The following is a 26566-nucleotide window of genomic DNA, read 5'->3' as shown; positions in this document are numbered from 1 at the left end:
CAGTCAGAGCCGGCGGCCCGCCCAGCTGAACGGGTAGTCGGGGTCCTCGACGGCCAGCGCGGCCTCGCCGAGCTCGAGGGGGGCGAAGGTGTCGACCATGACGGCCGACTCCTCGAAGGCCTCCGCACCGAGCGACGCCTCGATCGCGGCGGGCTGGGGGCCGTGGGCGTGGCCGCCGGGGTGCAGCGAGACCGACCCGAGCCCGATGCCCGAGCCCTTGCGGGCCTCGTAGTCGCCGGCGACGTAGAACATCACCTCGTCGGAGTCGACGTTGGAGTGGTAGTAGGGCACCGGGATCGCCAGCGGGTGGTAGTCGACCTTGCGGGGCAGGAAGTTGCACACGACGAAGTTGTGGCCCTCGAAGACCTGGTGCACCGGGGGAGGCTGGTGCACCTTGCCGGTGATCGGCATGTAGTCGTCGATGTTGAAGGTGTAGGGGTAGAGGCAGCCGTCCCAACCGATCACGTCGAAGGGGTGGGTGCCGTAGACCATCCGCGTGCCGACGACGCCGGCCGAGGTGCGGTGCTTGACCAGCACCTCGACGTCGGACCCCTCGGCCAGCAGCGGCTCGGCGGGGCCGTGCAGGTCGCGCTCGCAGTACGGCGCGTGCTCGAGCAGCTGCCCGTAGCGCGAGAGGTAGCGCCGCGGCGGGGCGACGTGGCTGTTGGCCTCGATGGCGTAGAGGCGGCTCGGCTCGGCCGGCAGCCACCGGTGCGTGGTCGCCCGCGGCACCACCACGTAGTCGCCGGCCCGGTAGGACACCGCCCCGAAGACCGTCTCGACGACCCCGCTGCCGGCCTCGACGAAGACGCACTCGTCGCCGAGGGCGTTGCGGTAGAGCGGGGAGGCCTCGACCCCGGTCACGACGTAGGAGATGCGCACGTCGTTGTTGCCCAGCACCTGGCGGCGACCGGTGACCGCGTCGGGCCCGGTCTCGAGGTCGTGCAGGCGCAGGTGCCGCGGGGCGAGCGGGTGGTTGGGGGTGCGGGACTGGTCGGGCAGCTCCCAGACGTCGGTGGCCACCAGCGCCGACGGCACGCCGCGGTGGTAGAGCAGGGAGGAGTCGGAGGAGAAGCCCTCCTCCCCCATCAGCTCCTCGCGGTAGAGCCGACCCTCGGGGTCGCGCAGCTGGGTGTGCCGCTTGCCGGGCACCTCGCCGAGTCGTCGGTAGTAGGCCACCGCCCAGTCTCCTCATGTTCGAAAGTCGGACAGACGTGTCCGCTATCCGCGTCGTGGTAAGAGTAGCCGCGTGCCTGCCACCACGGAACCTCTCTGGCGCGGCCTCGTCGACGACGCCGCGATCTTCCCGCCCGGCGACGCGCCGCTCGACGCCGCCCTGGCCGCCTACCGCGAGCGCGAGGAGCCGCTGGTCGGCGCCTTCGTGCTGCGCGACACCGACCTGCCGCAGGTCGACCCCGGCCCGCCGCTGGCCGTGGTGCTGACCGGCGGCGCCGGCCAGGTGGCCGGACCGGCCGCCCTCGCCACCCGCCACGGGCACACGCTGGCCCGCCTCGAGGTCGCGCTGCGCGACCTCGACGACCTGCCCGGCAACGCGCGCCGGGTCGTGGCGGCCGTCGACGCGGCGCGCGCCACCGGCGACCTCGACGACGACGTCGCGGTGCACGTCGAGCTGCCCGCCCTGCCCGGCGAGCCGACGTACGGCTGGCTGGCCGCGGCCGACGAGGTCGCCTCGGCCGAGCTGCTGCTCAAGCTGCGCACCGGCGGCCTCGACGCCGACGCCCACCCCGACTCCCCCACGCTGGCCGCCTGGATCGACGCGGCCCTCGACCGCGAGATCGCCTTCAAGTGCACCGCCGGGCTGCACCGCGCGGTGCGCCACACCGGCGCCGACGGCATCGAGCGGCACGGCTTCCTCAACCTGCTGCTCGCGACCCGGCGCGCCTTCGACGGCGCCAGCCGCGACGACGTGGTCGCCACCCTCGAGGAGCGCGACGGCGCGGCGCTGGCCGCCGCCGTCACCGAGGACCTCGCCGGCGCGCGCCGCTGGTTCCGCTCCTTCGGCTCCTGCTCGGTCTCCGAGCCGCTCACCGACCTCGACGCCCTGGGGGTGCTCGCATGACCGCCCACGGGGGCTTCGGCCCCGACCACCTGCCGTACGCCGTCTTCTCGCGCGACGGCGGCCCGCGCCGGGTCGGCGTGCGGCTGGGCGACACGGTGCTCGACCTGCACGAGGCGACCGGGCGGCCGGAGCTCGAGTCGCGCTCGCTCAACGCGTTCATGGCCCTGGGCCCGGAGGTGTGGCGCCAGACCCGCGAGCAGGCGACCGAGCTGGCCCGCACCGCGCGGGGCGTCCCGCTCGCCGAGGTGGAGCTGCACCAGCCCTTCGAGGTCGCCGACTACGTCGACTTCTACGCCTCCGAGCACCACGCGACCAACCTGGGCCGGATGTTCCGCCCCGACAGCGAGCCGCTGCTGCCGAACTGGAAGCACCTGCCGGTGGCCTACCACGGCCGCGCCGGCACGGTCGTGCCGAGCGGCACCCCCGTCGTGCGCCCGTCGGGCCAGCGTCGGCCCGGCCCGGGCCAGGGCGACGCCCCGGTGTTCGGACCCTCGCAGCGCCTCGACATCGAGGCCGAGCTCGGCTTCGTGGTCGGCGCCCCCTCCTCGCTCGGCGACCCCGTGCCGGCTGCCGGGCTGGCCGAGCACGTCTTCGGCGTGGTGGGCGTCAACGACTGGTCGGCACGTGACATCCAGGCCTGGGAGTACGTGCCGCTCGGCCCGTTCCTCGGCAAGTCGTTCGCGACCTCGGTCAGCCACTGGGTGACCCCGCTGGCCGCGCTCGAGGCCGCGTGGTGCGACCTGCCCGGCCAGGACCCCCGCCCGCTGGACTACCTCGACCCCGGCCATACCCGCGGGCTCGACGTCGACGTCGAGGTGGTGCTCAACGGCGAGGTGGTCAGCCGCCCGCGCTACCGCACGACGTACTGGTCGCCGGGGCAGATGCTGGCGCACCTGACGGTCAACGGCGCCAGCCTGCGCACCGGCGACCTCTACGCCAGCGGCACCATCAGCGGACCGGGCGACGACGAGGTCGGCTCGCTGATCGAGCTGTGGCACGGCGAGCGGTTCCTCGACGACGGCGACGAGGTGGTGCTGCGCTACAGCGCCCCCGGCACCGCCGGGGGGCGGATCACGCTCGGCGAGGTCAGCGGGCGGGTGCTCCCGGCCCGCTAGGACCCCTGGCTAAGCATAGGCTTGCCTAAGTACACTCCTCGCATGAGCGAGCTGCCCCGGCTGATGCCGACGGACCCCGAGATGTTCCGCGCGACGGTCCTGAGCAGCGCGAGGGTCTCCACGTCCTTCCAGCGGGTCACGCTCGGCGGGCCCGGGCTCGACGGCTTCGCCTGGCAGGGCCACGACCACTGGTTCCGCTTCTTCGTGCCCGCCACCCCCGGGGCCGCGCTGGTGCTCCCCGAGGTCGAGGGCCGCTCCTGGTGGCAGGCCTACCTGGCCATCGACGAGGCGCGGCGCCCGCACTGCAGCAACTACACCGTCGCCGACCTGCGCCGCACCGACGGCAGGGACACAGCCACCGAGATCGACGTCGACGTCGTGCTGCACGCCGACGAGACCGGGCAGCTGGCCGGCCGGGTCGCACGCTGGGCGGTCGCCGCCACCCCGGGCACCCCCGTGGCGCTGCTCGACCAGGGGCCGATGTTCGACCCGCCCGCCGACACCCACCGCGTGCACCTGGCCGCCGACGAGAGCGGGCTGCCGGGCGTGCGCGGGATCCTGCGCGACCTCGCCGCCGACACCGCGGGCACCGCGGTCATCGAGGTGCCGACCGACGACGACGTCGAGCCGGGGCTCGCGCACCCCGACGGCGTCGAGGTCACCTGGGTCATCCGCGGGGGCCGTCACGACCGCCCGGGCGCCGCCGCCCTGCAGGCCGTGCAGGCCCGCAGCGGGCCGGTCGACCCGCTCGACTACGCCTTCGTGGTCGGTGAGTCCACGCTGGCCACGGGCGCACGCCGCCACCTGCGCCGCGGCGGCCTGCCCGCCGGGCGCATCTGCTTCTCCGGGTTCTACAAGGCCCACCCGCACCCCCCAGCCCGTCGCCTAGGCTCGGCGGGGTGAGCGACCCCGTGCAGCTGGGCCAGCACCCGCCCGCCGGCCACGTCCTGGCCCACCTCAGCGACCCGCACCTGCTCGCCGGCGGCGCGCTGCAGTACGACGTCGTGGACCCCGAGGCCGGCCTGGTGCTCGCCCTCGAGCGGCTGCGCCGGATGAGCCCCGCGCCCCAGGCGCTGGTCTTCACCGGCGACCTGGCCTACCGCGCCGAGCCGGCGGCGTACGCGCGACTGCGCGAGCTGGTCGAGCCGGCCGCGGCCGAGATGGGCGCGCAGGTGGTGTGGGTGATGGGCAACCACGACGAGCGGGGGCCCTACGCCCGGGGGCTCTTCGGCGAGGACGCCGACCCCGGGGCGCCGCAGGACCGGGTGCACGACGTCGACGGGCTGCGGGTGATCTCGCTCGACACCAGCGTGCCGGGCTACCACCACGGCGAGCTGACGCCGGCCCAGTTGGTGTGGCTGGCCGAGGAACTGGCCGTGCCCGCCCCGCACGGCACGGTCCTGGCGATGCACCACCCACCGATCCCGCTGCCGATGCTGCGGGCCGCCGAGACGATCGAGCTCGCCGACCAGCACCTGCTGGCCGAGGTGGTCGCGGGCTCCGACGTGCGCGTGATCCTCGGCGGGCACTACCACTACTCCAGCCACTCGACCGTGGCCGGCGTCCCGGTCAGCGTCGCCTCGGCGTCCTGCTACACCACCGACCCGGCCCCGCTCGAGCGCTTCGTGTCGGGCGTCGACGGCCACCAGGGCCTCAACACCGTGCACGTGTACGCCGACCGCGTGGTGCACACGGTCGTGCCGCTGTCGCCGGCTCCCGAGGTCAGCGGCTTCCCCTCCGACGTCGTGGCCCAGGTCGAGGCGCTGAGCCCCGAGGAGCGCCGCGAGCTGATCTCGCGCAAGGACTCGCCCTTCAACGCCGGGACCTTGCCCGTCGACTGAGTCCCGTCGACCGAGCCCCGTCAGTCGCGGCGGCGCCGCGCGGCCCGGCGGTGCAGCAGCAGCGCGCCCAACGTGGCCGGCACGACCAGGGCCAGGCCGGCCGCGGTGGAGGCGTCGACCCGCTCGGCGGTGACGCTGCCCTTGCGGCGCGGCCGCAGGTCCCGGGGCTTCAGGGGCTTGACGTCGCCGATGGTCGAGCCGTCGTAGCGGAAGACGTCGAAGCCGCGGACCAGGTCGTTGGCGTAGCCGAAGAAGGAGCCGTTCCTGCGGATCTTGTTGGTCTTGAAGGACCAGGCGTCGGAGTCGGGCATCGTGAAGTGGCCGACCTCCTTCATGCCGACCCCGTCGCCGAAGGCGATGGTGGCCGGCCCGGCGAGCGGGTCGGTGGCGGCGTCGGCCAGCCCGGAGATGTCCAGGACGCGCACGCCCTTGGCGTACCAGGCGATGGTGAGCAGCTGCTGGCGCGGGTAGATCCGCAGCACGTGGGAGGTGCAGGTGGCGCCGTCCTGGACCGAGTAGGCCGGGGCGAACCAGGCGCCGATCTTGACGGGCGCGGTCTCGAGGTCGCCGGTGACGTCGTAGAGGTGCAGCCCGCCGCCGGGGCACTCCACCGACGCGGCCGCGCCGGCACGCTCGTCGGTGACGACCAGGATCGTGCGCTCGGTGCCGTCGGAGTCCTTGAGCGTGACCGGGTCGGCCTGGTGGGAGACGTTGACGGCCGGGTCGACGATCTGGCCGAGGATCTCGGGGGCGGCCGGGTCGGTGGTGTCGAGCACGAGCGTCTGCGAGAGCGCGGCGGAGTAGGCGCGGGTGCCGTCGGCGCTGAAGGTGATGTCGTGCGACTCCGAGCCCAGCGAGGTGGGCACGAAGGGGATCACGAAGTCCTGCACCTTGACCGGACGGGTCGGGCGGCGGATGTCGTAGATGGTGATGTGCGGCTCGGAACCGGCGGTGAGCAGGTCGGAGTTGGAGTTGTAGAGCCACTTGCCGCTGGGGTGGATGGTCATGTTGTGCGAGCCCGCGCCCACCGGCAGCCAGCTGACGGTGCCGGGGCGCCTCGGGTCGGTCAGGTCGACGATGACGGTGCCGGCGTCGCCGGCCTCGAGGCCCAGCTCGGTGCCGCAGCGCGAGGCGGCGCCGGCGGCGCCCACGGTGCCGTCGGCGGTGTAGCTGGCCAGCACCCGGCCGCGACGCTTCCAGACCTGGATGTCGCCCTGGGAGATCTTGCAGTCGTAGACCGAGACCGGCTTCGGCCTGCGGGGCCGGGTGATGTCGATGACCTGCAGGCCACCCCCCAGCGTGCCGGCCAGGGCGTACTCGCGCTTGCCGAGCCGCATGAACTCGATGTCCGTGCCGTTCTGCGCCTCGCCGGTGTCGTCGTACTGCACGTTGGCGACGTGCTTCATCGCCTCCCCGGCGCCCTCGGTGGCGACCTCGGCCGCACGCGTGTTGGTGGGCAGGTCACCGCCCTGGTGGGCCAGCGCCGGCGGCGCCGCGAGCAGCGAGCCCATCGCGGTCAGGGTCAGGGCGAGCAGGGCAGAGCCGGCACGACGCGTCATGCCCCCACAACGCCTCGCGGGCGCCGCGGTTACGCGGTGCCGGCGCGGGCCGGGGCAGGCCGTCAGCTGCGACCGCCCGACACCCAGCGGGCGTTGACGACGACGTTGGCCTGGTAGCCGCCGCGATCGGCGTCGTACTCGCCACCGCAGGTCACCAGGTTCAGCTCGCGTCGCCCCGCCCCCGCGTACACCCGCTGCGCGGGGAAGTCGGCGTTCGCGTAGGTGCGGACGCTGCGGACGACGAAGGTGGCGGTGCTGGCGTCGTCGAGGCGGACCGAGACCCGGTCACCGGCCTCGAGCTCGTCGAGGCGGGCGAACACGGCCGGGCCGTCGACCGAGTCGACGTGACCCAGGATGACGGCCGGGCCGGGTGCGCCCGGTGGTGGGCCGAGGCGGTACCAGCCGGCGAGCGCCGGGTCCTGCGGCACCTCCACGGTGCCGTCGGGCTGGAGACCCAGCCCGACCAGCGGGGTGGAGAGGCCGAGCCGGGGCACCGCCAGCTGGACGGGTCGCGGTGACCGGGGGGCAGCCTCCTCCGAGTCCGAGGAGGTCGCTCGCGGCGGCGGCGCGAGGCCCGCGGGCGGGGTCGCGACGGCGGCGCCGGCTCGAGCGCTGCTCTCGCCGGCCGGAGCGGCGCCACCGCCCCACAGGGTCAGGCACACGGCCCCGGCCAGACCGAGGGCCAGCGCCGGCGCCCACCACCCCTTGGGGCGGCGGCGGGCGTGCCGGGCAGCGCCGCGCGAGCGGCTCACCTGCTGGCGGAGACGGTCGCTCCCGGCCGACGGGCTCCACGCAGCACGGCGGCGCCGGCACCCCCCAGGCAGAGCAGGCCGAGGCCCAGCCAGGCGGCGTCACCGAACGGACCCGGCAGCCGCCCGGTCGCCGGGTGCCCGGTCGGGACCGGGGTGTCGCCGCCCGGGGCGTCCGGCCCCGCGGGGCCTCCCGCCCCGCTGCCCGAGCCGCCCGAACCATCCGAGCCGCCCGAGCCGCCCGAGCCGCCCGAGCCGCTGGTGGCGGTGGCGGTGGCGGTGGAGGTCGGCGTCGCCGTGGGCGACGAGGTCGGGCTGACCGTCGGGCTGACCGTAGGAGTGGCCGTCGGGCTGGCCGTGGGAGTGGCGGTGGGGCTGGTCGTGGGGGTGGGGGTCGGCGCGAGGCAGGCCGGGCTCGAGACGGTGTTGGTGTCCAGCGAGACCTGGCCGTTGCGGGCCAGGACGCGTCCCTCGATGGTCGCACCGGTCTGGAGGCTGATGGAGGACAGGGCGAGCACCGAGCCGACGAAGCGAGAGGTGGTGCCGATGGTGGCCGAGCTGCCCACCTGCCAGTAGACGTTGCACGCCCGGGCCCCGCCGATGAGCGCGACCGTGCTGCTGGAGGCCGTGATCAGCGTGGAGCCGGCCTGGAACACGAACACGGCGTTCGGGTCGCCCTGGGCGTCCAGGGTCACGGTCCCGGTCAGGGACATCGCGTTGGCGGCGTTGTAGACCCCGGCGACCAGGGTCCGACCGCCGAGGTCCTGGCTGGTGACGTCGACGACGGGGCCGCGGGCGGCGGCGTCGTCGTAGGCCGTGACCAGGTCGTCCTTGGCCTGCAGCGCGACGGCGTCGGCCGCGTGGATCGTCCCGTTGGTGACCTCGCCGGGCGGGAACCCGGTGACGGCGCTGCCGGGGCTGACACCCAGGTCTCCGGAGACCACGCTGGGCCCGGTGTTGGTGACGGTGGTGCCCGCCAGGACGGCGAAGGGCGTGGCGGTGCCGAGACCCACGGGCGGCTGGGCGGCCACCGCGGTCCCGTGCAGGGCCAGGACGGTGAGGAGGGCGGCGCTCGAGACGCCGAGGGACAGGATGAGGGAACGCAAGGTCGACACGAGGTCTCCGGGGGGATAGCCGGAGGGCGACAAGAGTCAATGGGGGGCAGGTGCCATCTAGTCCGGGTGACAGGACTGTAACCCAGATCACACGCTTCTCGGCATCGGCGCGGCGCACGAGAAGGGCCCCCGGTCGGCATGACGCCGGCCGGGGGCCCTGTGCACCGCTGTGGCAGATGAAGGATTCGAACCTTCGAAGGCAAAAGCCGACGGATTTACAGTCCGCTCCCATTGGCCGCTCGGGCAATCTGCCGGGTGCTGTCGTGCGGGCGTTTGGCCACGCGACAACGAGACGAAACAATAGCGCAGCCCCCGGGTGCGACCGCAAACCGTCGCGGCACCCCGCGCAGGCCAGCCTCGCACCCCGACCAGACCGCTACGACCGAGAACCAGGTGGACCCCATGGCCGACTCGTCCTTCGACATCGTCTCCAAGATCGACCGCCAGGAGGTCGACAACGCGCTCGGGCAGACCGCCCGCGAGATCGCGACCCGCTTCGACTTCAAGGGCACCGGCGCGAGCATCGAGTGGTCCGGCGAGCAGGCCATCGAGATCACCGCCTCCGCCGACGACCGCGCCAGCGCGGTGCTCGACGTCTTCAAGGGCAAGCTCGTCAAGCGCGACGTGTCGCTGAAGGTGCTCGACGCCTCCGAGCCGCGTCCCTCGGGCCAGCAGTCGAAGATCTCGATCGCCCTCAAGGAGGGCATCTCCTCCGAGGACGCCAAGTTGGTCTCCAAGCTGATCCGCGACGAGGGCCCCAAGGGCGTCAAGGCGCAGATCCAGGGCGACGAGCTGCGGGTCTCCTCCAAGAAGCGCGACGACCTCCAGGAGGTCATCTCGCTGGTCAAGGGCCAGGACTACGACTTCGCGGTGCAGTTCACGAACTACCGCTGAGAGCACATCCGGGCCACCCGCGCGGACGAGGTCCGCTCCTCGGCGCAGGCACGGACCCGCTACGCCCCCGCCGTACAGTGGAGGGCGTCCGGCGAGCCCGGAAACACGGAGAACTAGAACAGGTTCTCATCCCGACATACCCCAAGTATGCTCGGCCGGTCTGTCCGCGCAGCGATCACAGGAGTGGCACCTCGTGTCCGAGAACACCAAGCAGGTCAAGCAGCTCGACCGCGTCATCATCCGCTTCGCGGGCGACTCCGGCGACGGCATGCAGCTGACCGGCGACCGGTTCACCGCCGAGTCGGCCTCCTTCGGCAACGACCTGGTGACGTTGCCCAACTTCCCCGCCGAGATCCGGGCCCCCCAGGGGACGCTCCCGGGCGTCAGCTCCTTCCAGGTGCACTTCGCCGACCACGACATCCTCACCCCCGGCGACGCCCCCGACGTGCTGGTGGCGATGAACCCGGCGGCCCTCAAGGCCAACCTCGGCGACCTGCCCAAGGGCGCGACGATCATCGTCGACACCCACGACTTCTCCGCGCGCAACCTGACCAAGGCCGGCTACGACGCCAATCCGCTCGACCTGCTCGAGACGCCCGGCTCCGAGCTCGACGGCTTCAACGTGCACCCGGTCGACCTGACCGGCATCACGGTCGGCGCGGTGAAGGAGTTCGGGCTCTCGCGCAAGGACGCCGCCCGGGCCAAGAACATGTTCGCGCTGGGCCTGCTGTCGTGGATGTACGGGCGTCCCACCGAGGGCACCGAGACGTTCCTGGCCCGCAAGTTCGCCAAGGACGCCGCGGTCCGCGACGCCAACCTGACCGCCTTCCGCGCCGGCTGGAACTACGGCGAGACCACCGAGACCTTCGTGGTCCGCTACGAGGTCAAGCCGGCCCCGATGTCGGCCGGCACCTACCGCAACATCACCGGCAACCTCGCGCTGTCCTACGGCCTGGTGGCCGCGGGCGTGCAGTCGGGCCTGCCGCTGTTCCTGGGCTCCTACCCGATCACCCCGGCCAGCGACATCCTCCACGAGCTCAGCAAGCACAAGGGCTTCGGCGTCACCACGTTCCAGGCCGAGGACGAGATCGCCGGCGTCGGCGCCGCCATCGGCGCCTCCTTCTCGGGCGCGCTCGGCGTCACCACCACCTCCGGGCCCGGTGTGGCCCTGAAGTCCGAGGCCATCGGTCTGGCCGTGATGACCGAGCTGCCGCTGCTGGTCGTCGACGTCCAGCGCGGCGGGCCCTCGACCGGCCTGCCCACCAAGACCGAGCAGGCCGACCTGCTGCAGGCGATGTTCGGGCGCAACGGCGAGGCACCCGTGCCGATCGTGGCGCCCCAGTCGCCGGGCGACTGCTTCGACGCCGCCATCGAGGCCGCGCGGATCGCCATCACCTACCGCACCCCGGTGATGCTGCTCTCCGACGGCTACCTGGCCAACGGCTCCGAGCCGTGGCGGATCCCCGAGGTCGCCGACCTGCCGGTCATCGACCCCGGCTTCGCCACCGCGACCAACCACACCTCGACCAGCACCGCCAAGGACGGCACGGTCACCGAGACCGAGGAGTTCTGGCCCTACCTGCGCGACGAGGAGACCCTGGCCCGGCCCTGGGCGGTGCCCGGCACCCCCGGCCTCGAGCACCGCATCGGCGGGCTCGAGAAGGGCGAGGGCCACGGCAACATCTCCTACGACCCGGCCAACCACGAGCTGATGGTGCGCACCCGCCAGGCCAAGGTCGACCGGATCGCCGAGTCGCTGCCGCCGCTCGAGGTCGACGACCCCTCGGGCGACGCCAGGGTGCTGGTGCTCGGGTGGGGCTCGACCTACGGCCCGATCGGCGCCGGCGTACGCCGCGTGCGACGCGCCGGCTACCACGTCGCGCAGACCCACCTGCGCCACCTCAACCCGTTCCCCCAGGACCTCGGCGAGGTCCTCGCCCGCTACGACAAGGTCCTCGTGCCCGAGATGAACCTCGGCCAGCTCTCGATGCTGCTGCGCGCGAAGTACCTCGTCGACGCCATCGGCCACCACCAGGTCAACGGCATGCCCCTCAAGGCCGCCGAGCTCGCCCAGGTCATCGGCGAGCTGGTCGCCGAGGCCGAGGGCATCCCCGCCGACCAGCTCGACCTCTCCGTCGCGACCAGCCAGGAGGTCCACCAGTGACGCTCACCTCGAACCGCTCCGACCTGCCGACCCCGGGCCTGCGCTCGGGCACCGAGTCGGTGCCCACCACCGACCAGCCGCAGACCGGCAAGGACTTCACCTCCGACCAGGAGGTGCGCTGGTGCCCCGGCTGCGGCGACTACGCCGTGCTCAAGGCCGTGCAGTCGTTCCTGCCCGACCTCGGGCTGCGCCGCGAGAACATCGTCTTCGTCTCGGGCATCGGCTGCTCCAGCCGCTTCCCCTACTACCTCGACACCTACGGCATGCACTCGATCCACGGCCGCGCGCCGTCGATCGCCACCGGCATCGCCACGGCCCGCGAGGACCTGTCGGTCTGGGTCGTCACCGGCGACGGCGACGCGCTCTCGATCGGTGGCAACCACCTGATCCACGCGCTGCGCCGCAACGTCAACATGACCATCCTGCTGTTCAACAACCGCATCTACGGCCTCACCAAGGGCCAGTACTCCCCCACCTCCGAGGCCGGCAAGGTCACCAAGTCCACCCCGATGGGCTCGGTCGACCACCCCTTCAACCCGGTCTCGCTCGCACTGGGCGCCGAGGCGTCGTTCGTGGCCCGCACCATCGACTCCGACCGCAAGCACCTCACCGAGGTGCTCGCCGCGGCCGCCGCCCACCGGGGCACCTCGCTGGTCGAGATCTACCAGAACTGCCCGATCTTCAACGACGGCGCCTTCGACGCGATCAAGGACCGCGACACCAAGGCCGACGCGATCATCCCGCTGGTGCAAGGCGAGCCGATCACCTTCGGCGTGCCCACCGAGGACGGTCGCGCCACCAAGGGCGTGGCCCACGACCCGGCCACCGGCGGCGTGCGCGTCGTCGAGGTGGGCGACGGTGAGGGGCAGCTGGCCGAGAGCGAGCTGCTGGTCCACGACGCGCACAACCCCGACCCGTCGGTCGCGTTCGCGATCAGCAGGCTCACCGACGCGGGCTACCTGCACACCAGCCCCATCGGGATCTTCCGCCAGGTCGAGCGGGCGACGTACGACGACGAGGCGCGCACCCAGCTTGCCACCGCGGGCGCCGCGAGCGACGCTGACCCGGCCGACCGTCTCAGCGCGCTGATCACGGGTGCCGACACCTGGACGGTCGTCTAACCCCACGTGGCCGAGTCCCGCCGCGGTGTCCTCCTGGGGGCAGCCGCCTACCTGATGTGGGGAGCCTTCCCCCTCTACTTCCCGCTGCTCGAACCCGCCGGCTCGCTCGAGATGCTCGGTCACCGGGTGGTGTGGTCGGCCGTGACGATGGTGGTCGTCGTGGTGGCCCTGAGCCAGCTGGCGGCCCTGCGCGCCCTGCTGGCCGACCGGCGGCGCACGACGCTGCTGCTCGCGGCCGCCGTCACCATCACCGTCAACTGGGGCGTCTACATCTACGGCGTCACCCACGACCGGGTGGTCGAGACGGCGCTGGGCTACTACATCAACCCGCTGGTGACGGTGCTGATGGGCGTGCTGCTGCTCGGCGAGCGGATGCGGCGCCTGCAGGTGGTCGCGCTCGGCGTGGCCGCGGTCGCGGTGGCGGTGCTGACCGTCGGCTACGGCCGCCCGCCCTGGGTGGCCATGGCCCTGGCCCTGTCCTTCGGCACCTACGGGCTGCTGAAGAAGACCGCCAACGCCGGCGCGGTGCCCAGCCTGACCCTCGAGACCCTCTTCATCGCGCCGGTCGCCCTGGCCTACCTCGCGTTCCTGGGCAGCAGCGGCGCGGCGGAGTTCGGCGACAACGGGCTGGTGCACGCGCTCCTGCTGACCACCACCGGCGTCGTGACCGCGATCCCGCTGCTGTGCTTCGGCGCGGCCGCCACCCGCATCCCCCTCACCACCATCGGGCTGCTGCAGTACCTCACCCCGACGCTGCAGTTCCTGCTCGGCGTCCTCTACTTCCGTGAGGACATGCCCGCGGCCCGCTGGATCGGCTTCGTGCTGGTGTGGGTGGCGCTGGTGATCTTCACGTTCGAGGCGCTGCGGCACCGGCGCCGCCAGCTGCGGCTGACCGTCGCCGCGGCCGTCGGCTGACGCGCTCCGCCGGCCGGGACGTCATACGTCACGCACGGACGGACGTCCCGCCCGTATGACGTCCTGCAGGGGCCGCGGCGGGGCTCAGCCGGTACGGACGGCCACGAGGTCGGCGAAGGCCTCGAGGGCCTCGCGCACGGGACCGGCCGGCAGCACGCCGAGGTGGCCCTTGGCCTCCTGGGCCTGCGCGACGACGTAGGCGCGGGCCTGGTCCATCGCCGGGTGGGCGCGCAGCAGCCCGAGGGCCTCGGCGAGCGCGGCGTCGTCGGTGAGGTCGGCGTCGAGCAGCTCGAGCAGGCGTACGTCGGCGGGGTCGTTCGACCCGGCGGCGCTCGCGCGCGCCATCAGCACCGGCAGCGTCGGCACGCCCTCGCGCAGGTCGGTGCCGGGGGTCTTGCCGGACTCGTCGGTCTCGGAGGCTACGTCGAGGATGTCGTCGGAGAGCTGGAAGGCGGCGCCGACGATCTCGCCGTAGGCGGCCAGCGCCTCCTCGACCTCGCGGGGGGCGCCGCTGAAGCGGGCGCCGTAGCGCGCGGAGGTGGCGATCAGCGAGCCGGTCTTGCCGGCCACCACGTCGAGGTAGTGCTGCAGCGGGTCCTCGTCGGGGCCGGGGGTGACCGTCTCGAGGATCTGGCCCTCGACGAGCCGGGTGAAGGTCTCGGCCTGGATGCGCACCGCGTCGGCGCCCAGGCGGGCGGTGAGCTCGGAGGAGCGGGCGAAGAGGAAGTCACCGGTGAGGATGGCGACCAGGTTGTCCCAGCGGGCGTTGGCCGAGTCGGCGCCGCGGCGCAGGTCGGCCTCGTCCATCACGTCGTCGTGGTAGAGCGAGCCGACGTGGGTGATCTCGACGACGCAGGCCGCGGTCAGCACGTCGTCGCAGCCCGGCTCGGGACCGGTCTCGGCGGCCAGCAGCACCAGCAGCGGCCGGAACCTCTTGCCGCCGGCCGACATCAGGTGCGCCGCGGCCTCGGAGACGTACTTCGTGCGTCCCTGGACGTGGCCGGCCAGGAGCTCCTCGATGGTGTCGAGGCGCTGCTGCAGGCGCGCGGCCAGGGCCTCGTCGGTGACGGGCAGTGCCAGGTTGGCCAGGGGCGGGGTCGAGCTCACCTGATGAATTGTCCGGCATCGGCCGCGAGGTCGAGCACCGGCCCCGGCAGCACGCCGAGCGCCAGGGTGCCCACGACCCCGACCACGATGACCGCGGTCGTCAGCGGCGACGGCGTGGTCACCGAGGCGACCTCGCCCTCGGGCACGGCGAAGTACATGACGCGGATCAGGCGGATGTAGAAGAACACCGACACCACGCTGGCCGCGATCGCCACCGCCACCACCGGCCAGGCCCCCGCCGACAGCGCGACGGTGAAGACCGCCCACTTGCCGGTGAACCCGGCGGTCAGCGGGATGCCGGCCATCGAGAGAAGGAAGAACGCGAACGCCCCGGCCACCAGCGGCGAGCGCGCGCCCAGGCCGGCCCAGCGCTCCATCGCGCTCGCCTCGCCCGAGGAGTCGCGCACCAGGGTGACCACGGCGAAGGCCCCGACCGTGGCGAAGCTGTAGGTGAGCAGGTAGAACAGCACCGACTGCAGCGAGGTGACCTGGCCCTCGGCCAGCGCTCCGGCGCCCTGGACGCCGAGCACGCCGGTGAGCAGGAAGCCGGTGTGCGCGATCGCCGAGTAGGCCAGCATCCGCTTCACGTCGGTCTGCACGATGGCCAGCACGGCCCCGACCAGCATGGTCAGGATCGCGACCACCCACAGCATCGGCTGCCACGACCAGCGCTCGGCGCCGAAGGCGACGTAGAGCAGGCGCAGGATCGCACCGAACGCCGCGATCTTGGTGCCGGCGGCCATGAAGGCGGTCACCGCGGTGGGGGCGCCCTGGTAGACGTCGGGCGTCCAGGCCTGGAACGGCACCGCGCCGACCTTGAAGAGCAGTCCGACCATCAGCATCCCGATGCCCACGAGCAGCAGGCCGCGGTTCTCGGTGTCGTTGCGCACCGCCTCGTCGATGGCCGCGAAGCTCATCGAGCCGGCGAAGCCGTAGACCAGCGCGACGCCGTAGAGGAAGAAGCCGGAGGAGAAGGCGCCGAGCAGGAAGTACTTCAGCGCGGCCTCCTGGCTCAGCAGGCGGCGGCGGCGCGCCAGCCCGGCGAGCAGGTAGAGCGGCAGCGAGAGCACCTCGAGGGCCACGAAGAGCGTCAGCAGGTCGGCGGCCGCCGGGAAGAGCATCATGCCGGTGACCGCGAACATCAGCAGCGGGTAGACCTCGGTGTGGTCGAGCGCCTGGGTACGACGCTCGGCCTCGGTGCCCGGGAGGGCCGCGGCCTGGCCGGCGAAGGCCGAGACCCCGCTCTCGAGGCGGCGCTCGGCGAAGAGCGCGACCCCGGTGAGCGCGAAGACCAGCAGCATCCCCCACAGGAAGACGGTGGGCCCGTCGACCGCCACGGCGCCTGCGGCGCCGAAGAGGCCGCGCGCGGCGCCGCCCTCGGTGACCTCGAGGTCCATGCCGACCAGGACGGTGCCGACGAGCGCGGCGAGCAGGCCGGCGACGGCCAGCACGAGCTGGACGACGTGGCGGCGCCCGCGGGGCAGGAACGCCTCGGCGAGCACGCCCAGGCAGGCCACGCCGAAGACGACGAAGAGCGGCCAGATGCTGCCGTACTCCATCAACGGCTGGGTGAACTCGCCCATCAGTTCTCGCCCTCCTCGGCGGTGTCGGAGTCGCTGTGGGCCTCGGCCTCGGCCGGGGCACCCACCTCCGGCGGGTCGTCGCTGACGCCCACCTGCTCGAGCAGCTCACCGACGTAGGGGTCGGCGGCCTCCATCAGGGGCATCGGGTAGAAGCCGAAGAGCACCAGGCCCACGAAGAGCGGGGCCACGGCGACCAGCTCGCGGGTGGACAGGTCGCGGCTCGTGCGCACGCCCGCCGCGACCGGCTCGACGCTCGGTCCGGTCATCGTGCGCTGGTACATCCACAGCGCGTAGATGGCCGCCAGCACGATGCCGGTGACCGCGACCGCGCCGACGTACCAGGCGTAGTCGAAGGCCGCGATGATCACGAGCATCTCGGAGACGAAGGTGCTCAGGCCCGGCAGGCCCAGCGCGGCCAGGCCGGCGACCAGGAACAGCCCGGCCAGCACCGGCGTGACCTTCTCGGCCCCGCCCATCTCGCGGATCGAGGCGGTGCCTCGGCGCGAGACGACGTAGCCGGCGACCAGGAACAGCGCCGCGGTGCCCAGGCCGTGGTTGAGCATGTAGAGGATCGAGCCGGTGCCGCCCTGGCTGGAGAAGACGAAGATGCCCAGGGTGATGAAGCCGAAGTGGCTCAGCGACGTCAGGCCGATCAGGCGCATCAGGTCGTCCTGGCCGATCGCCACGAGAGCGCCGTAGACGATCGAGACCAGCGCGAGCACCACGACCAGCGGGGTGGCCCACTGCGAGGCCTCGGGGAACAGGCCCAGGCAGAAGCGCAGCATCCCGAAGGTGCCGATCTTGTCGAGCACGCAGACCAGCAGCACCGCGGTGCCCGGCGTCGCGCGCTCGGTGGTGTCGGCCAGCCACGTGTGCACCGGGAAGAGCGGCGCCTTGATCGCGAAGGCGATGAAGAAGGCCGCGAAGAGCCAGCGCCCGGCGGCGGTGTCGATGTCGAGGGCGGCCAGGTCGGAGAGCAGGTACGACGGCGTGCCCTGCTGGGCGGAGACGACGTACAGGCCGATGACGCCACCGAGCAGCACCAGGCCGCCGGCGAGCTGGAACATCAGGAACTTCACAGCGGCGGCGCTGCGACCGGCGCGGCCGAAGCCGCCGACGAGGAAGTACGCCGGGATCAGGGTCGCCTCGAAGACGACGTAGAAGAGGAACACGTCGGTGGCCAGGAAGACCGCCAGCGAGAGCGCCTCGAGGGCCAGGGTCCAGGCCACGAACGCCGCCGGGGAGCCCTGCGCGCCGCCGTCGAGGTAGCCCTCGTCGTCGCGCCAGGAGGCCAGCAGCACGACCGGCACCAGGACCACGGTCAGCAGCACCAGCAGCAGCCCGAGGCCGTCGACGCCCAGGGCGTAGTGCACCCCGAAGGCGCTGATCCAGTCGTGGGTCTCGGTGAGCTGCATGCCGCCGTCGACGTCGTACTGCAGCGCGACCGCGACGGCGAGCGCCAGGGTGCCCAGCGAGACGCCGAGGCCGACCTGCTTGGTCAGCGCGGCCGAGCCGCGCACGAAGGGCACCGCCACCGCGCCCACGAGGGGCAGCAGGACGAGCAGGCTGAGCCAGGGGAGGTCGGACATCAGAGGTTCACCACCAGGAGCGCAGCGAGGACGAGGACGACCCCGCCGACGACGGAGAGGGCGTAGGAGCGCACGAAGCCGTTCTGGACCTTGCGCAGCTGGGCACCGAGCGCGGCGGTGACGCCGGCGCTGCCGGTGAACAGCCCGTCGACCAGGCTCCGGTCACCGCGGGTGAGCCCCGCGGTGGCGTGCCGGCCGGGGTTGATCACCAGGGTCTCGTTGATGGTGTCGCCGTAGAGGTCCGCGCGGGCGGCCCGGGTGGCGAACGAGACGTCCTGGGGCGCGGTGACCGGCACCGGGCGCTTGCCGACGAGCAGCCACGCGGTGGCCACACCGGCCGCGACGACGGCCAGCACCAGCAGGGTGATCACGATCGCCGGGACCGGCGGCTCGTGCTCGGGGGCGGTGCCCACGACCGGGGAGAGCCAGTCGACGATCCAGTGGCCCAGGTAGAGCAGGCCGCCGAGCACCGACAGCGCGGCCAGCACGACCAGCGGGCCGGTCATCACCGAGGGCGACTCGTGCGGGTGCACGTCGTCCTTCCAGCGCTTCTCGCCGAAGAAGGTCATCAGCATCAGCCGGGTCATGTAGAAGCCGGTGACGCCGGCGCCGATGAGCGCGCCGATGCCCGCGACCGGGCTCTCGATCAGCGCGGTCTCGATGATCTTGTCCTTGGACCAGAAGCCCGAGAAGCCCGGGAAGCCGATGATCGCCAGGTAGCCCATGGCGAAGGTCAGGAAGGTCACCGGCATCGCCTTGCGCAGCGCTCCGTAGCGGCGCATGTCGACGTCGTCGTTCATGCCGTGCATCACCGAGCCGGCGCCCAGGAACATGTTGGCCTTGAAGAAGCCGTGGGTGATGAGGTGGAAGATGGCGAAGGCGTAGCCGTACACGCCCAGGCCCGCGGCGAGCATCATGTAGCCGATCTGGCTCATCGTGGAGCCGGCGAGCGCCTTCTTGATGTCGTCCTTGGCGCAGCCGATCACCGCACCCCACAGCAGCGTGACCGTGGCGACCACGACCACCGCGGTCTGGGCGTGCGGGGCGAGCTCGAAGACGAAGTTGGAGCGCACCACCAGGTAGACGCCCGCGGTGACCATGGTGGCGGCGTGGATCAGCGCCGAGACGGGGGTCGGGCCCTCCATCGCGTCGAGCAGCCACGACTGCAGCGGCACCTGGGCGGACTTGCCGCAGGCCGCGAGCAGCAGCAGCAGGCCCAGCGCGGTGAGCACGCCGTCGCTGGCGCCGGAGGCGTTGGCGCTGATGACGGTGAAGCTGGTCGAGCCGAAGGTGACGAAGAACAGCGCGATGCCCAGGCTCAGCCCGATGTCGCCGACCCGGTTGACCACGAAGGCCTTCTTGGCCGCGGCGGCCGCCGAGGGCTTGTGCTGCCAGAAGCCGATCAGCAGGTAGGAGGCCAGGCCGACGCCCTCCCAGCCCAGGAACAGGCCGAGGTAGTTCTCGCTCAGCACCAGCATCAGCATCGCCGCGACGAAGAGGTTGAGGTAGGCGAAGAACCGGCGCCGACGGGGGTCGTGCTCCATGTAGCCGATCGAGTAGACGTGGATCAGCGAGCCGACGCCGGTGATCAGCAGCAGGAACAGCACCGACAGCGGGTCGAGGAGCAGGTCGATGGAGACCGTGAGGTCACCGACGCGGATCCAGTCGTAGAGGTGCTGCACGACCTGGCGCTCGCCCTCCTCGCGACCGAGCATCGAGACGAAGAGCACCAGGCTGAGCACGAACGAGCCGACCGCGGTCAGCGTGCCGAGCCAGTGCCCCCACGCGTCGGTACGACGCCCGCCCAGCAGCAGGATCGTGGCGCCGGCCAGCGGCAGCGCGATCACCAGCCACAGCAGCGAGAAGACGCCGTCGGCGCCCAGGGGATCGACCACGGGGATGGACGCGCCACCCTCGGACAAGAGAAACATCTGCGGCGGGCTCCTAGTACTTCAGCAGGCTCGCGTCGTCGACCGAGGCCGAGCGACGAGTCCGGAAGATGGTCATGATGATGGCGAGCCCGACCACGACCTCGGCGGCGGCCACGACCATCACGAAGAAGGCGGCGACCTGCCCGTCGAGGTTGCCGTGCTGCCTGGCGAAGGCCACCAGCGCGAGGTTGCAGGCGTTCAGCATCAGCTCGACGCTCATGAACACCACGATCGCGTTGCGGCGGGTGAGCACACCGACCGAGCCGATCGTGAACAGGATCGTGCTGAGCACGATGTAGGGGGTGACGTCGTCCATCACTCGTCTCCCTCGGGCCAGTCGTCACCCTGCGGGCGGGTGTCGGGGTTCTCGGTGTTGTGCCCGGCGCCGGCGGAGGTGTCGGCCGCGCTGCCGGAGCCGCCGGAGATGCCGCCGACGTCGGAGAGGGTGCGCTGGACGTCCTCGACGTCGCTGAGCGCCGGGGCCGAGCGGACGGTGCCGCGCGCGGCCAGCACCCGCGAGACCGAGTCGGTCGCCGGGGAGCCGTCGGGCAGCAGCGCCGGGGTGTCGACCGCGTTGTGGCGGGCGTAGACGCCGGGCGAGGGCAGCGGGCCGAGCGGGCGGCCGGTGGCGGCGTACTCCTGCACGCGGCGCGCGGCCATCGCGCGCTGGCCCTCCTTGGGCTCGAGGCGCTCGCGGTGGGCCAGCAGCATCGCGCCGAGGGCGGCGGTGATCAGCAGCGCCGCGGTGGCCTCGAAGGAGAGCACGTAGCGGGAGAAGAGCAGGTCGGCCAGGCCCTCGATGTTGCCGCCGGAGTTGGCCGCGCCCATCCCGACCATCGTGCCGAGCGAGACCTGGGCGACCACGACGACGAGCAGCACGCCCATCACCAGGCCGCCGCTGATCGCCAGCAGGCGCTGGCCGCGGATCGTCTCCACGACCGAGTCGGCCGCGTCGACGCCGACCAGCATCAGCACGAAGAGGAAGAGCATCAGGATCGCGCCGGTGTAGACGATGATCTGCACCGCGAAGAGGAACGGCGCCTCCAGCGTCAGGTAGAGCACCGCGAGGCTGATCATCACCACGGCCAGCAGCAGCGCCGAGTGCACCGCGCGGCGCACCAGCACCACGCCGAGCGCGGCCAGCACCATGAGCGGCGCGAGGATCCAGAAGGCGATCACTGGGTGGCCTCCCCGCTGGTGCCCGGCGCCGGGGCGGCGTACTGGCCCCGGTAGTAGTCGGTCTCGTCGTCGCCGAGCAGCATCGCGTGCGGCGGCTGCTCCATGCCCGGCAGCAGCGGGGCCAGCAGGTCGGACTTCTCGTAGATCAGGCTCTCGCGGGTCGAGTCGGCCAGCTCGTACTCGTTGGTCATCGTCAGCGCCCGCGTCGGGCAGGCCTCGATGCACAGCCCGCACAGGATGCAGCGCAGGTAGTTGATCTGGTAGACGCGGCCGTAGCGCTCACCGGGGCTGAAGCGCCCCGACCCGTCGGCGGACCCGGGCTCGTCGCTGTTGGAGGCGCCCTCGACGTAGATCGCGTCGGCGGGGCAGGCCCACGCGCACAGCTCGCACCCGATGCACTTCTCCAGCCCGTCGGGCCAGCGGTTGAGCTGGTGACGGCCGTGGAAGCGCGGCGCGGTCGGCTGCTTGTCGAAGGGGTACTGCTCGGTGACGACCTTGCGGAACATGGTGCGGAACGTGACCCCGAAACCCGCGATGGGGTCCCAGAACTGCTCCTTCATGCTCTTGGCGCCGGGGGACTCTGCCATGTCAGCTCTCCTCGGAGGCACCGTGGGACACGGTGGCCTGCGTGCGGGACGGGAACGTGAGCGGGGCGGCGGCGCCGCGCTGGGCGCCCCCGCTCGGCATCGGCGGGACGGGGTAGGCGCCGGTGGGTGCGGTGTGGACGTCCTCGACCGGCTCGCCGGTCTCCTCGGGCCCGAAGAAGCCCCACAGCAGGATCAGGGCCAGCAGCACGCCGCCACCGATGAGGATCTCCTGGGTGCCCAGCTCGTAGGCGGTGGAGACGTAGCGCATGGTCGCGACCAGGACGACCCAGACCAGCGCGGCCGGGATCAGCACCTTCCAGCCCAGGTCCATGAACTGGTCGTAGCGCATCCGGGGCAGGGTGCCGCGCAGCCAGATGAAGAAGAAGATGAACAGCAGCATCTTGCCGAAGAACCAGATCAGCGGCACGTAGCCCTCGTTGGCGCCGGCCCAGATCTCGTCGATCCAGAACGGGGCGCGCCAGCCGCCGAGGAACAGCGTCGTGGCCAGCGCCGAGACGGTCGCCATGTTGATGTACTCGCCGAGGAAGAACAGGGCGAACTTCAGCGAGGAGTACTCGGTGTGGAAGCCGCCCACCAGCTCGCCCTCGGCCTCGGGGAGATCGAAGGGCGCGCGGTTGGTCTCGCCGATCATCGAGATCACGTAGATCACGAAGGAGGGGAAGAGGATCGCGCCGAACCACCAGTCCTCCTGGGCCGCGACGATCTCGGAGGTCGACAGCGAGCCGGCATAGAGGAAGACCGCGACCAGGGCCAGGCCCATCGCGACCTCGTAGGAGATCATCTGCGCGCTCGAGCGCAGCCCGCCCAGCAGCGAGTACGTCGACCCGCTTGCCCAGCCGCCGAGCACGATGCCGTAGATGCCGATGGAGGCGATCGCCATCACGAAGAGCACGGCCACCGGCATGTCGGTCAGCTGCAGCGGGGTGCGCTCGCCGAACATCGTGACCTCGGGCCCGAAGGGGATCACCGAGAAGGTCACGAAGGCCGGGATCACCACCAGCACCGGGGCGAGGACGAAGACGACCTTGTCGGCCGCCTTGGGGATGATGTCCTCCTTCAGCGCCAGCTTCACGCCGTCGGCCAGCGACTGCAGCAGGCCGAAGGGGCCGTGCACGTTGGGGCCGATGCGGTGCTGCATGCGCGCCACGACGCGCCGCTCCCACCAGATGTTGAACAGCGTCAGCAGCACGAGCACGACGAAGATGAGCACGGCCTTGACCAGCACCAGCCACCAGACGTCCTGGCCGAAGAGGGGCAGTTCGTTCACAGCGAGGCTCCCTTCAGGCGCACGCGGCTGCCCGGCGAGGCCAGGCGTTCGAGGACGGAGGTCCCGAAGGAGGCCGTCGGCACCCAGACGACGTCGTCGACCATGCCGGGCACCTGCTCGACGGGCAGCGTCAGCTCGCCGCGGTCGCCCACGACGGTGACGTGCTCGCCCGAGAGCGAGGCGGCGGCGTACGTCGCGGGGCTGAGGCGGGCCACGGCCGGTCGGGCGGTGGCGGCCAGGTGCTTGTCGCCGGCCTGCATGACGCCGTCGTCGACGAGCTGCTTCCAGGTCGAGAGGGCCAGGCCCTCCCCCGGGTGGCCGGACCCGCCGCCCACCGCCTGCATCGCGGGGCGGGCGCCGTCCCAGGCGCCCAGGTCGGCCATCTCGGCGCGGACCTGCTCGACGGTGCGGAAGCCGAGCGGGGCGCCGTGGCCGGCCGCGGCCAGCTCCTCGGAGATGCCGGCCAGGACCCGCAGGTCGGGCAGGGCCGAGGGGCTGGGCAGCACCGCCTCGAAGGGACGCGCGCGGCCCTCCCAGCTGATGAACGTGCCGGCCTTCTCGACGGCCGCGGCGACCGGGAAGACGACGTCGGCGACGCGGGTCACCTCGGTCTCGCGCAGGTCGAGCGCGACCACGAAGGAGGCGGCCTCGAGGGCGGCGCGGGTGGCGGCCGGGTCGGTGGTGTCGGCGGGGTCGACTCCTCCGACGACCAGGCCACGGACCTCGCCGGCGACGAGCGCGGCGACGATCGCGTCGGCGTCGCGGCCGGGCTGCTCGGGCAGCGAGGCGACGCCCCACGAGGCGGCGGCGTCGACCCGGGCGGTCGCGTCGGCGACCGGGCGGCCACCGGGCAGGAGCCCGGGCAGGCAACCGGCCTCGACGGCCCCGCGGTCACCGGCACGGCGCGGCACCCAGGCCAGCCGGGCGCCGGTGCGCGCGGCCAGGTCGGCGGCGGCGGCCAGGGCGCCGGGCGAGGTCGCCAGGCGCTCGCCGACCAGCACCACCGTGGTCGCGTCGACCCCGTGCTCGGCGTGCTCGACCATCGCCGCCAGGGCGTCGGCCTCGGCGCCGGGGGCGGTGGGCACCAGGTGCGCGGCGAGCTTGCCCAGCCCGCGGGTCAGGTACGGCGCCACCGCGAGCACGCGGGTGCCGTGCCGGGCGGCGCGGCGCAGGCGCAGGAACACCGCGCCGGCCTCGTCCTCGGGCTCCAGGCCGGCCAGCACCACGGTGGCCGCGGACTCCAGGTCGGCGTAGGTGACGGCGCCGGCCCCGGGGGTGCCCAGCGCGACGTGCGCGGCGAGGAACTGCTCCTCCTCCGCGGAGTGCGGGCGGGCCCGGAAGTCGATGTCGTTGGTGCCGAGCGAGACGCGGGCCAGCTTGGCGTAGGCGTAGGCGTCCTCGGCGGTGATGCGGCCACCGGTCAGCACCGCGGAGGCGCCCGCGGCGGCCAGGCCGCGCGCGGCCACGGCGAAGGCCTCGGGCCACGAGGCCGGACGCAGCGAGCCGTCGCCGCCGTCCTCGACCCGGTCACGCACCTGCGGGTAGCCCAGCCGGTCCTCGAGCGCGGCGTAGGTGAAGGCGAACCGGTCCTTGTCGGTGATCCACTCCTCGTTGACCTCGGGGTCGTTGCCGGCCAGGCGGCGCATCACCTTGCCGCGGCGGTGGTCGACGCGGATCGCGGAGCCGCAGGCGTCGTGCTCGGCGACGCTGGGGGTGGAGACCAGGTCGAAGGGGCGCGAGCGGAAGCGGTAGGACTCCGAGGTCAGCGCGCCCACGGGGCAGATCTGGATGGTGTTGCCGGAGAAGTAGGACAGGAACGGGGCCGACTCGGCGATGCCGATCTGCTGCTGCGCGCCCCGCTCGACGAGCGCGATGAACGGGTCGCCGGCGATCTCCTCGGCGAAGCGGGTGCAGCGCTGGCACACGATGCAGCGCTCCCGGTCGAGCAGCACCTGCGGGGAGAGGTTGATCGGCTTGGGGAAGGTCCGCTTCACCCCGCCCGAGGCGGTGAAGCGCGACTCGCCGCGCCCGTTGGACATCGCCTGGTTCTGCAGCGGGCACTCGCCGCCCTTGTCGCAGACCGGGCAGTCGAGCGGGTGGTTGACCAGCAGGAACTCCATCACGCCCTGCTGGGCCTTGTCGGCGACCTCGCTGGTGGCCTGGGTGTTGACCACCATGCCGGGCGCGACCGGCAGGGTGCACGAGGCCTGCGGCTTGGGGAAGCCGCGCCCGTTGCCGGCGTCGGGGACGTCGACCAGGCACTGGCGGCACGCACCGACGGGCTCGAGCAGCGGGTGGTCGCAGAAGCGCGGGATCTGCACCCCGACCTGCTCGGCGGCCCGGATCACCAGGGTGTCCTTGGGGACGCTGACCTCGATGCCGTCGATGGTCACCTGGACCAGCTCGACCTCGGCCGAGGTCTTCTCGGGGGTGGTTGTCATGCCTGGGCTCCAGCGGTGGCGAAGACGGTCGAGGCCGCGGGGTCGAAGGGGCAGCCCCCGTGCTCGAGGTGGGCGAGGTACTCGTCGCGGAAGAACTTGATCGAGCTCGAGATCGGGCTGGTCGCGCCGTCACCGAGCGCGCAGAACGAGCGGCCCAGGATGTTGTCGCACTGGTCGAGGAGCAGGTCGAGGTCCTCCTCGCGGCCCTCCCCCTTCTCCAGGCGGGCCAGGGTCTGCACCAGCCACCACGTGCCCTCGCGGCACGGGGTGCACTTGCCGCAGGACTCGTGCTTGTAGAACTCGGTCCAGCGCAGCACCGCGCGCACCACGCAGGTGGTCTCGTCGAAGAGCTGCAGCGCGCGGGTGCCCAGCATCGTGCCGGCCGCGGCCATCCCCTCGAAGTCGAGGGGCAGGTCGAGGTGCTCGGCGGTCAGCAGCGGGGTCGACGAGCCGCCGGGGGTCCAGAACTTCAGCTCGTGCCCGGCGCGCATGCCGCCGGCGAGGTCGATGAGCTCGCGCAGCGTGATTCCCAGCGGCGCCTCGTACTGCCCGGGCCGGGTGACGTGGCCCGAGAGCGAGAAGATGCCGAAGCCCTTGGACTTCTCGGTGCCCATCGAGGCGAACCAGTCGGCGCCGTTGGCCACGATGGCCGGCACCGAGGCGATCGACTCGACGTTGTTGATCACGGTGGGGCTGGCGTAGAGCCCGGCCACGGCCGGGAACGGCGGGCGCAGCCGCGGCTGGCCGCGACGGCCCTCGAGGCCCTCGAGCAGCGCGGTCTCCTCGCCACAGATGTAGGCGCCGGCACCGGCGTGCACCACGATGTCGAGGTCGTAGCCGCTGCCGTGGATGTCGGTGCCGAGGTGGCCGGCGGCGTACGCCTCGGCCACGGCCGCCTGCACCCGGCGGATCACGTGGAGCACCTCGCCGCGGATGTAGATGAACGCCTTGTTGGCGCGGATGGCGAAGGAGCTGATGATGACGCCCTCGACCAGCGTGTGCGGGCTGGCCATCATCAGCGGGATGTCCTTGCAGGTGCCCGGCTCGGACTCGTCGGCGTTGACGACGAGGTACTTGGGCTTGGGGTTGTCCTGCGGGATGAAGCCCCACTTCATGCCGGTGGGGAAGCCCGCGCCGCCACGACCGCGCAGGCCGGAGTCCTTGACCGCGGCGATCACGTCGTCGGGGGCCATGCCCAGGGCGGTGCGCAGGCCGGCGTAGCCGCCGTGCTCCTCGTACGACGCCAGGGTCCAGGAGCGCTCGGCGCCCCAGTTGGCGGTGAGGACGGGGGTCAGGGTGTCGACCACG

The 26566-nt window shown here is 72.6% G+C and carries 22 protein-coding genes and 1 tRNA gene; 8 read left to right on the top strand and 15 right to left on the bottom strand.

The window, feature by feature from the left end; translation table 11 throughout:
* Positions 1-3 precede the first annotated feature (3 nt).
* Complete coding sequence (locus tag JOE61_RS13250) at positions 4-1179, bottom strand: homogentisate 1,2-dioxygenase (RefSeq protein ID WP_193670962.1); 1176 nt, start codon at positions 1177-1179, stop codon at positions 4-6.
* Between the two features lie 70 nt (positions 1180-1249).
* Here JOE61_RS13250 and JOE61_RS13245 point away from each other — a divergent pair, with 70 nt between their 5' ends.
* Genes JOE61_RS13245 through JOE61_RS13230 form a run of 4 tightly spaced genes read left to right on the top strand, consistent with a single transcriptional unit; the run spans position 1250 to position 5036 of the window.
* Positions 1250-2080, top strand: coding sequence for a hypothetical protein (locus tag JOE61_RS13245; RefSeq protein ID WP_193670963.1), 831 nt, complete (start codon positions 1250-1252; stop codon positions 2078-2080).
* Positions 2077-3195, top strand: coding sequence for a fumarylacetoacetate hydrolase family protein (locus JOE61_RS13240; RefSeq protein ID WP_193670965.1), 1119 nt, complete (start codon positions 2077-2079; stop codon positions 3193-3195). Before JOE61_RS13245 ends, JOE61_RS13240 begins: the two co-directional genes overlap by 4 nt.
* Before the next feature lie 42 nt (positions 3196-3237).
* A complete protein-coding gene (locus tag JOE61_RS13235; RefSeq protein WP_193670966.1) occupies positions 3238-4098 on the top strand; it encodes a siderophore-interacting protein in 861 nt (286 codons plus the stop codon).
* Entirely contained in the window at positions 4095-5036 is a 942-nt protein-coding gene (locus JOE61_RS13230) for a metallophosphoesterase (protein WP_307823004.1), read from the top strand. The genes JOE61_RS13235 and JOE61_RS13230 overlap by 4 nt, the downstream gene beginning before the upstream one ends.
* Positions 5037-5056: 20 nt before the next feature.
* Here the strand turns inward: JOE61_RS13230 and JOE61_RS13225 are convergent, their stop codons facing one another.
* The 4 genes from JOE61_RS13225 to JOE61_RS13210 form a co-directional block, all read right to left on the bottom strand.
* A complete protein-coding gene (locus JOE61_RS13225) occupies positions 5057-6595 on the bottom strand; it encodes an LVIVD repeat-containing protein (RefSeq protein ID WP_193670967.1) in 1539 nt (512 codons plus the stop codon).
* Positions 6596-6657: 62 nt separating this feature from the next.
* On the bottom strand, positions 6658-7347 hold the full coding sequence (locus JOE61_RS21750) for a class F sortase (protein ID WP_193670968.1): 690 nt from the start codon (positions 7345-7347) through the stop codon (positions 6658-6660).
* Positions 7344-8459 carry an ice-binding family protein gene (locus tag JOE61_RS13215; protein ID WP_204797239.1) on the bottom strand — a complete coding sequence of 372 codons (1116 nt, stop codon included), beginning with the start codon at positions 8457-8459 and terminating at the stop codon, positions 7344-7346. The genes JOE61_RS21750 and JOE61_RS13215 overlap by 4 nt, the downstream gene beginning before the upstream one ends.
* Positions 8460-8629: 170 nt before the next feature.
* Positions 8630-8712: transfer RNA gene (locus JOE61_RS13210), tRNA-Tyr, on the bottom strand.
* Between the two features lie 149 nt (positions 8713-8861).
* Here JOE61_RS13210 and JOE61_RS13205 point away from each other — a divergent pair.
* The 4 genes from JOE61_RS13205 to rarD all read left to right on the top strand — a co-directional run bounded on the left by JOE61_RS13205 (position 8862) and on the right by rarD (position 13553).
* Entirely contained in the window at positions 8862-9353 is a 492-nt protein-coding gene (locus tag JOE61_RS13205; RefSeq protein ID WP_193670969.1) for a YajQ family cyclic di-GMP-binding protein, read from the top strand.
* A 193-nt stretch (positions 9354-9546) separates the two neighbouring features.
* Positions 9547-11517 (top strand): 2-oxoacid:acceptor oxidoreductase subunit alpha, encoded by a 1971-nt coding sequence (locus JOE61_RS13200; RefSeq protein ID WP_204797238.1) that lies wholly within the window; start codon positions 9547-9549, stop codon positions 11515-11517.
* Positions 11514-12638 (top strand): 2-oxoacid:ferredoxin oxidoreductase subunit beta, encoded by a 1125-nt coding sequence (locus JOE61_RS13195; RefSeq protein WP_372440076.1) that lies wholly within the window; start codon positions 11514-11516, stop codon positions 12636-12638. Before JOE61_RS13200 ends, JOE61_RS13195 begins: the two co-directional genes overlap by 4 nt.
* Before the next feature lie 6 nt (positions 12639-12644).
* A complete protein-coding gene (gene rarD, locus JOE61_RS13190; RefSeq protein ID WP_193670970.1) occupies positions 12645-13553 on the top strand; it encodes an EamA family transporter RarD in 909 nt (302 codons plus the stop codon).
* A gap of 84 nt (positions 13554-13637) precedes the next feature.
* Here rarD and JOE61_RS13185 read toward each other — a convergent pair whose 3' ends face one another.
* The 10 genes from JOE61_RS13185 to nuoF are packed head-to-tail and all read right to left on the bottom strand — an operon-like array spanning position 13638 to position 26565.
* Positions 13638-14660 (bottom strand): polyprenyl synthetase family protein, encoded by a 1023-nt coding sequence (locus JOE61_RS13185; RefSeq protein WP_193670971.1) that lies wholly within the window; start codon positions 14658-14660, stop codon positions 13638-13640.
* The gene (gene nuoN, locus JOE61_RS13180; RefSeq protein ID WP_193670973.1) at positions 14657-16243 is read right to left on the bottom strand and encodes an NADH-quinone oxidoreductase subunit NuoN; all 1587 of its coding nucleotides are present in this window, start codon (positions 16241-16243) and stop codon (positions 14657-14659) included. Before nuoN ends, JOE61_RS13185 begins: the two co-directional genes overlap by 4 nt.
* Positions 16243-17832, bottom strand: a complete 1590-nt coding sequence (locus JOE61_RS13175) for an NADH-quinone oxidoreductase subunit M (protein WP_193670975.1) — start codon at positions 17830-17832, stop codon at positions 16243-16245. Before JOE61_RS13175 ends, nuoN begins: the two co-directional genes overlap by 1 nt.
* Positions 17832-19763: an NADH-quinone oxidoreductase subunit L gene (gene nuoL / locus JOE61_RS13170; protein WP_193670976.1), complete on the bottom strand. Its 1932-nt coding sequence runs from the start codon at positions 19761-19763 to the stop codon at positions 17832-17834. The genes JOE61_RS13175 and nuoL overlap by 1 nt, the downstream gene beginning before the upstream one ends.
* Before the next feature lie 13 nt (positions 19764-19776).
* Positions 19777-20079, bottom strand: coding sequence for an NADH-quinone oxidoreductase subunit NuoK (gene nuoK, locus JOE61_RS13165; RefSeq protein ID WP_193670978.1), 303 nt, complete (start codon positions 20077-20079; stop codon positions 19777-19779).
* Positions 20079-20942, bottom strand: coding sequence for an NADH-quinone oxidoreductase subunit J (locus JOE61_RS13160; protein ID WP_193670979.1), 864 nt, complete (start codon positions 20940-20942; stop codon positions 20079-20081). The genes nuoK and JOE61_RS13160 overlap by 1 nt, the downstream gene beginning before the upstream one ends.
* Entirely contained in the window at positions 20939-21529 is a 591-nt protein-coding gene (gene nuoI, locus JOE61_RS13155) for an NADH-quinone oxidoreductase subunit NuoI (protein WP_193670981.1), read from the bottom strand. The genes JOE61_RS13160 and nuoI overlap by 4 nt, the downstream gene beginning before the upstream one ends.
* 1 nt (position 21530) lies before the next feature.
* Positions 21531-22817, bottom strand: a complete 1287-nt coding sequence (gene nuoH, locus JOE61_RS13150) for an NADH-quinone oxidoreductase subunit NuoH (protein WP_204797237.1) — start codon at positions 22815-22817, stop codon at positions 21531-21533.
* Positions 22814-25258, bottom strand: a complete 2445-nt coding sequence (locus tag JOE61_RS13145; protein ID WP_193670983.1) for an NADH-quinone oxidoreductase subunit G — start codon at positions 25256-25258, stop codon at positions 22814-22816. The genes nuoH and JOE61_RS13145 overlap by 4 nt, the downstream gene beginning before the upstream one ends.
* The gene (gene nuoF, locus JOE61_RS13140; RefSeq protein ID WP_193670984.1) at positions 25255-26565 is read right to left on the bottom strand and encodes an NADH-quinone oxidoreductase subunit NuoF; all 1311 of its coding nucleotides are present in this window, start codon (positions 26563-26565) and stop codon (positions 25255-25257) included. Before nuoF ends, JOE61_RS13145 begins: the two co-directional genes overlap by 4 nt.
* Position 26566 lies beyond the last annotated feature (1 nt).

The sequence above is a fragment of the Nocardioides salarius genome (genome assembly GCF_016907435.1).
Lineage (GTDB): Bacteria > Actinomycetota > Actinomycetes > Propionibacteriales > Nocardioidaceae > Nocardioides > Nocardioides salarius.
Note: the sequence above shows the minus strand (reverse complement) of the source record. Positions and strands in the feature narration are given on the sequence as shown.

Coding starts and splice junctions, on each gene's coding strand:
- JOE61_RS13240 (WP_193670965.1), top strand. CDS start 2,077: ATGACCGCCCACGGGGGCTTCGGCCCCGACCACCTGCCGTACGCCGTC.
- JOE61_RS13235 (WP_193670966.1), top strand. CDS start 3,238: ATGAGCGAGCTGCCCCGGCTGATGCCGACGGACCCCGAGATGTTCCGC.
- JOE61_RS13225 (WP_193670967.1), bottom strand. CDS start 6,595: ATGACGCGTCGTGCCGGCTCTGCCCTGCTCGCCCTGACCCTGACCGCG.
- JOE61_RS13205 (WP_193670969.1), top strand. CDS start 8,862: ATGGCCGACTCGTCCTTCGACATCGTCTCCAAGATCGACCGCCAGGAG.
- nuoN (WP_193670973.1), bottom strand. CDS start 16,243: ATGGGCGAGTTCACCCAGCCGTTGATGGAGTACGGCAGCATCTGGCCG.
- JOE61_RS13175 (WP_193670975.1), bottom strand. CDS start 17,832: ATGTCCGACCTCCCCTGGCTCAGCCTGCTCGTCCTGCTGCCCCTCGTG.
- nuoL (WP_193670976.1), bottom strand. CDS start 19,763: ATGTTTCTCTTGTCCGAGGGTGGCGCGTCCATCCCCGTGGTCGATCCC.
- nuoK (WP_193670978.1), bottom strand. CDS start 20,079: ATGGACGACGTCACCCCCTACATCGTGCTCAGCACGATCCTGTTCACG.
- nuoI (WP_193670981.1), bottom strand. CDS start 21,529: ATGGCAGAGTCCCCCGGCGCCAAGAGCATGAAGGAGCAGTTCTGGGAC.
- JOE61_RS13145 (WP_193670983.1), bottom strand. CDS start 25,258: ATGACAACCACCCCCGAGAAGACCTCGGCCGAGGTCGAGCTGGTCCAG.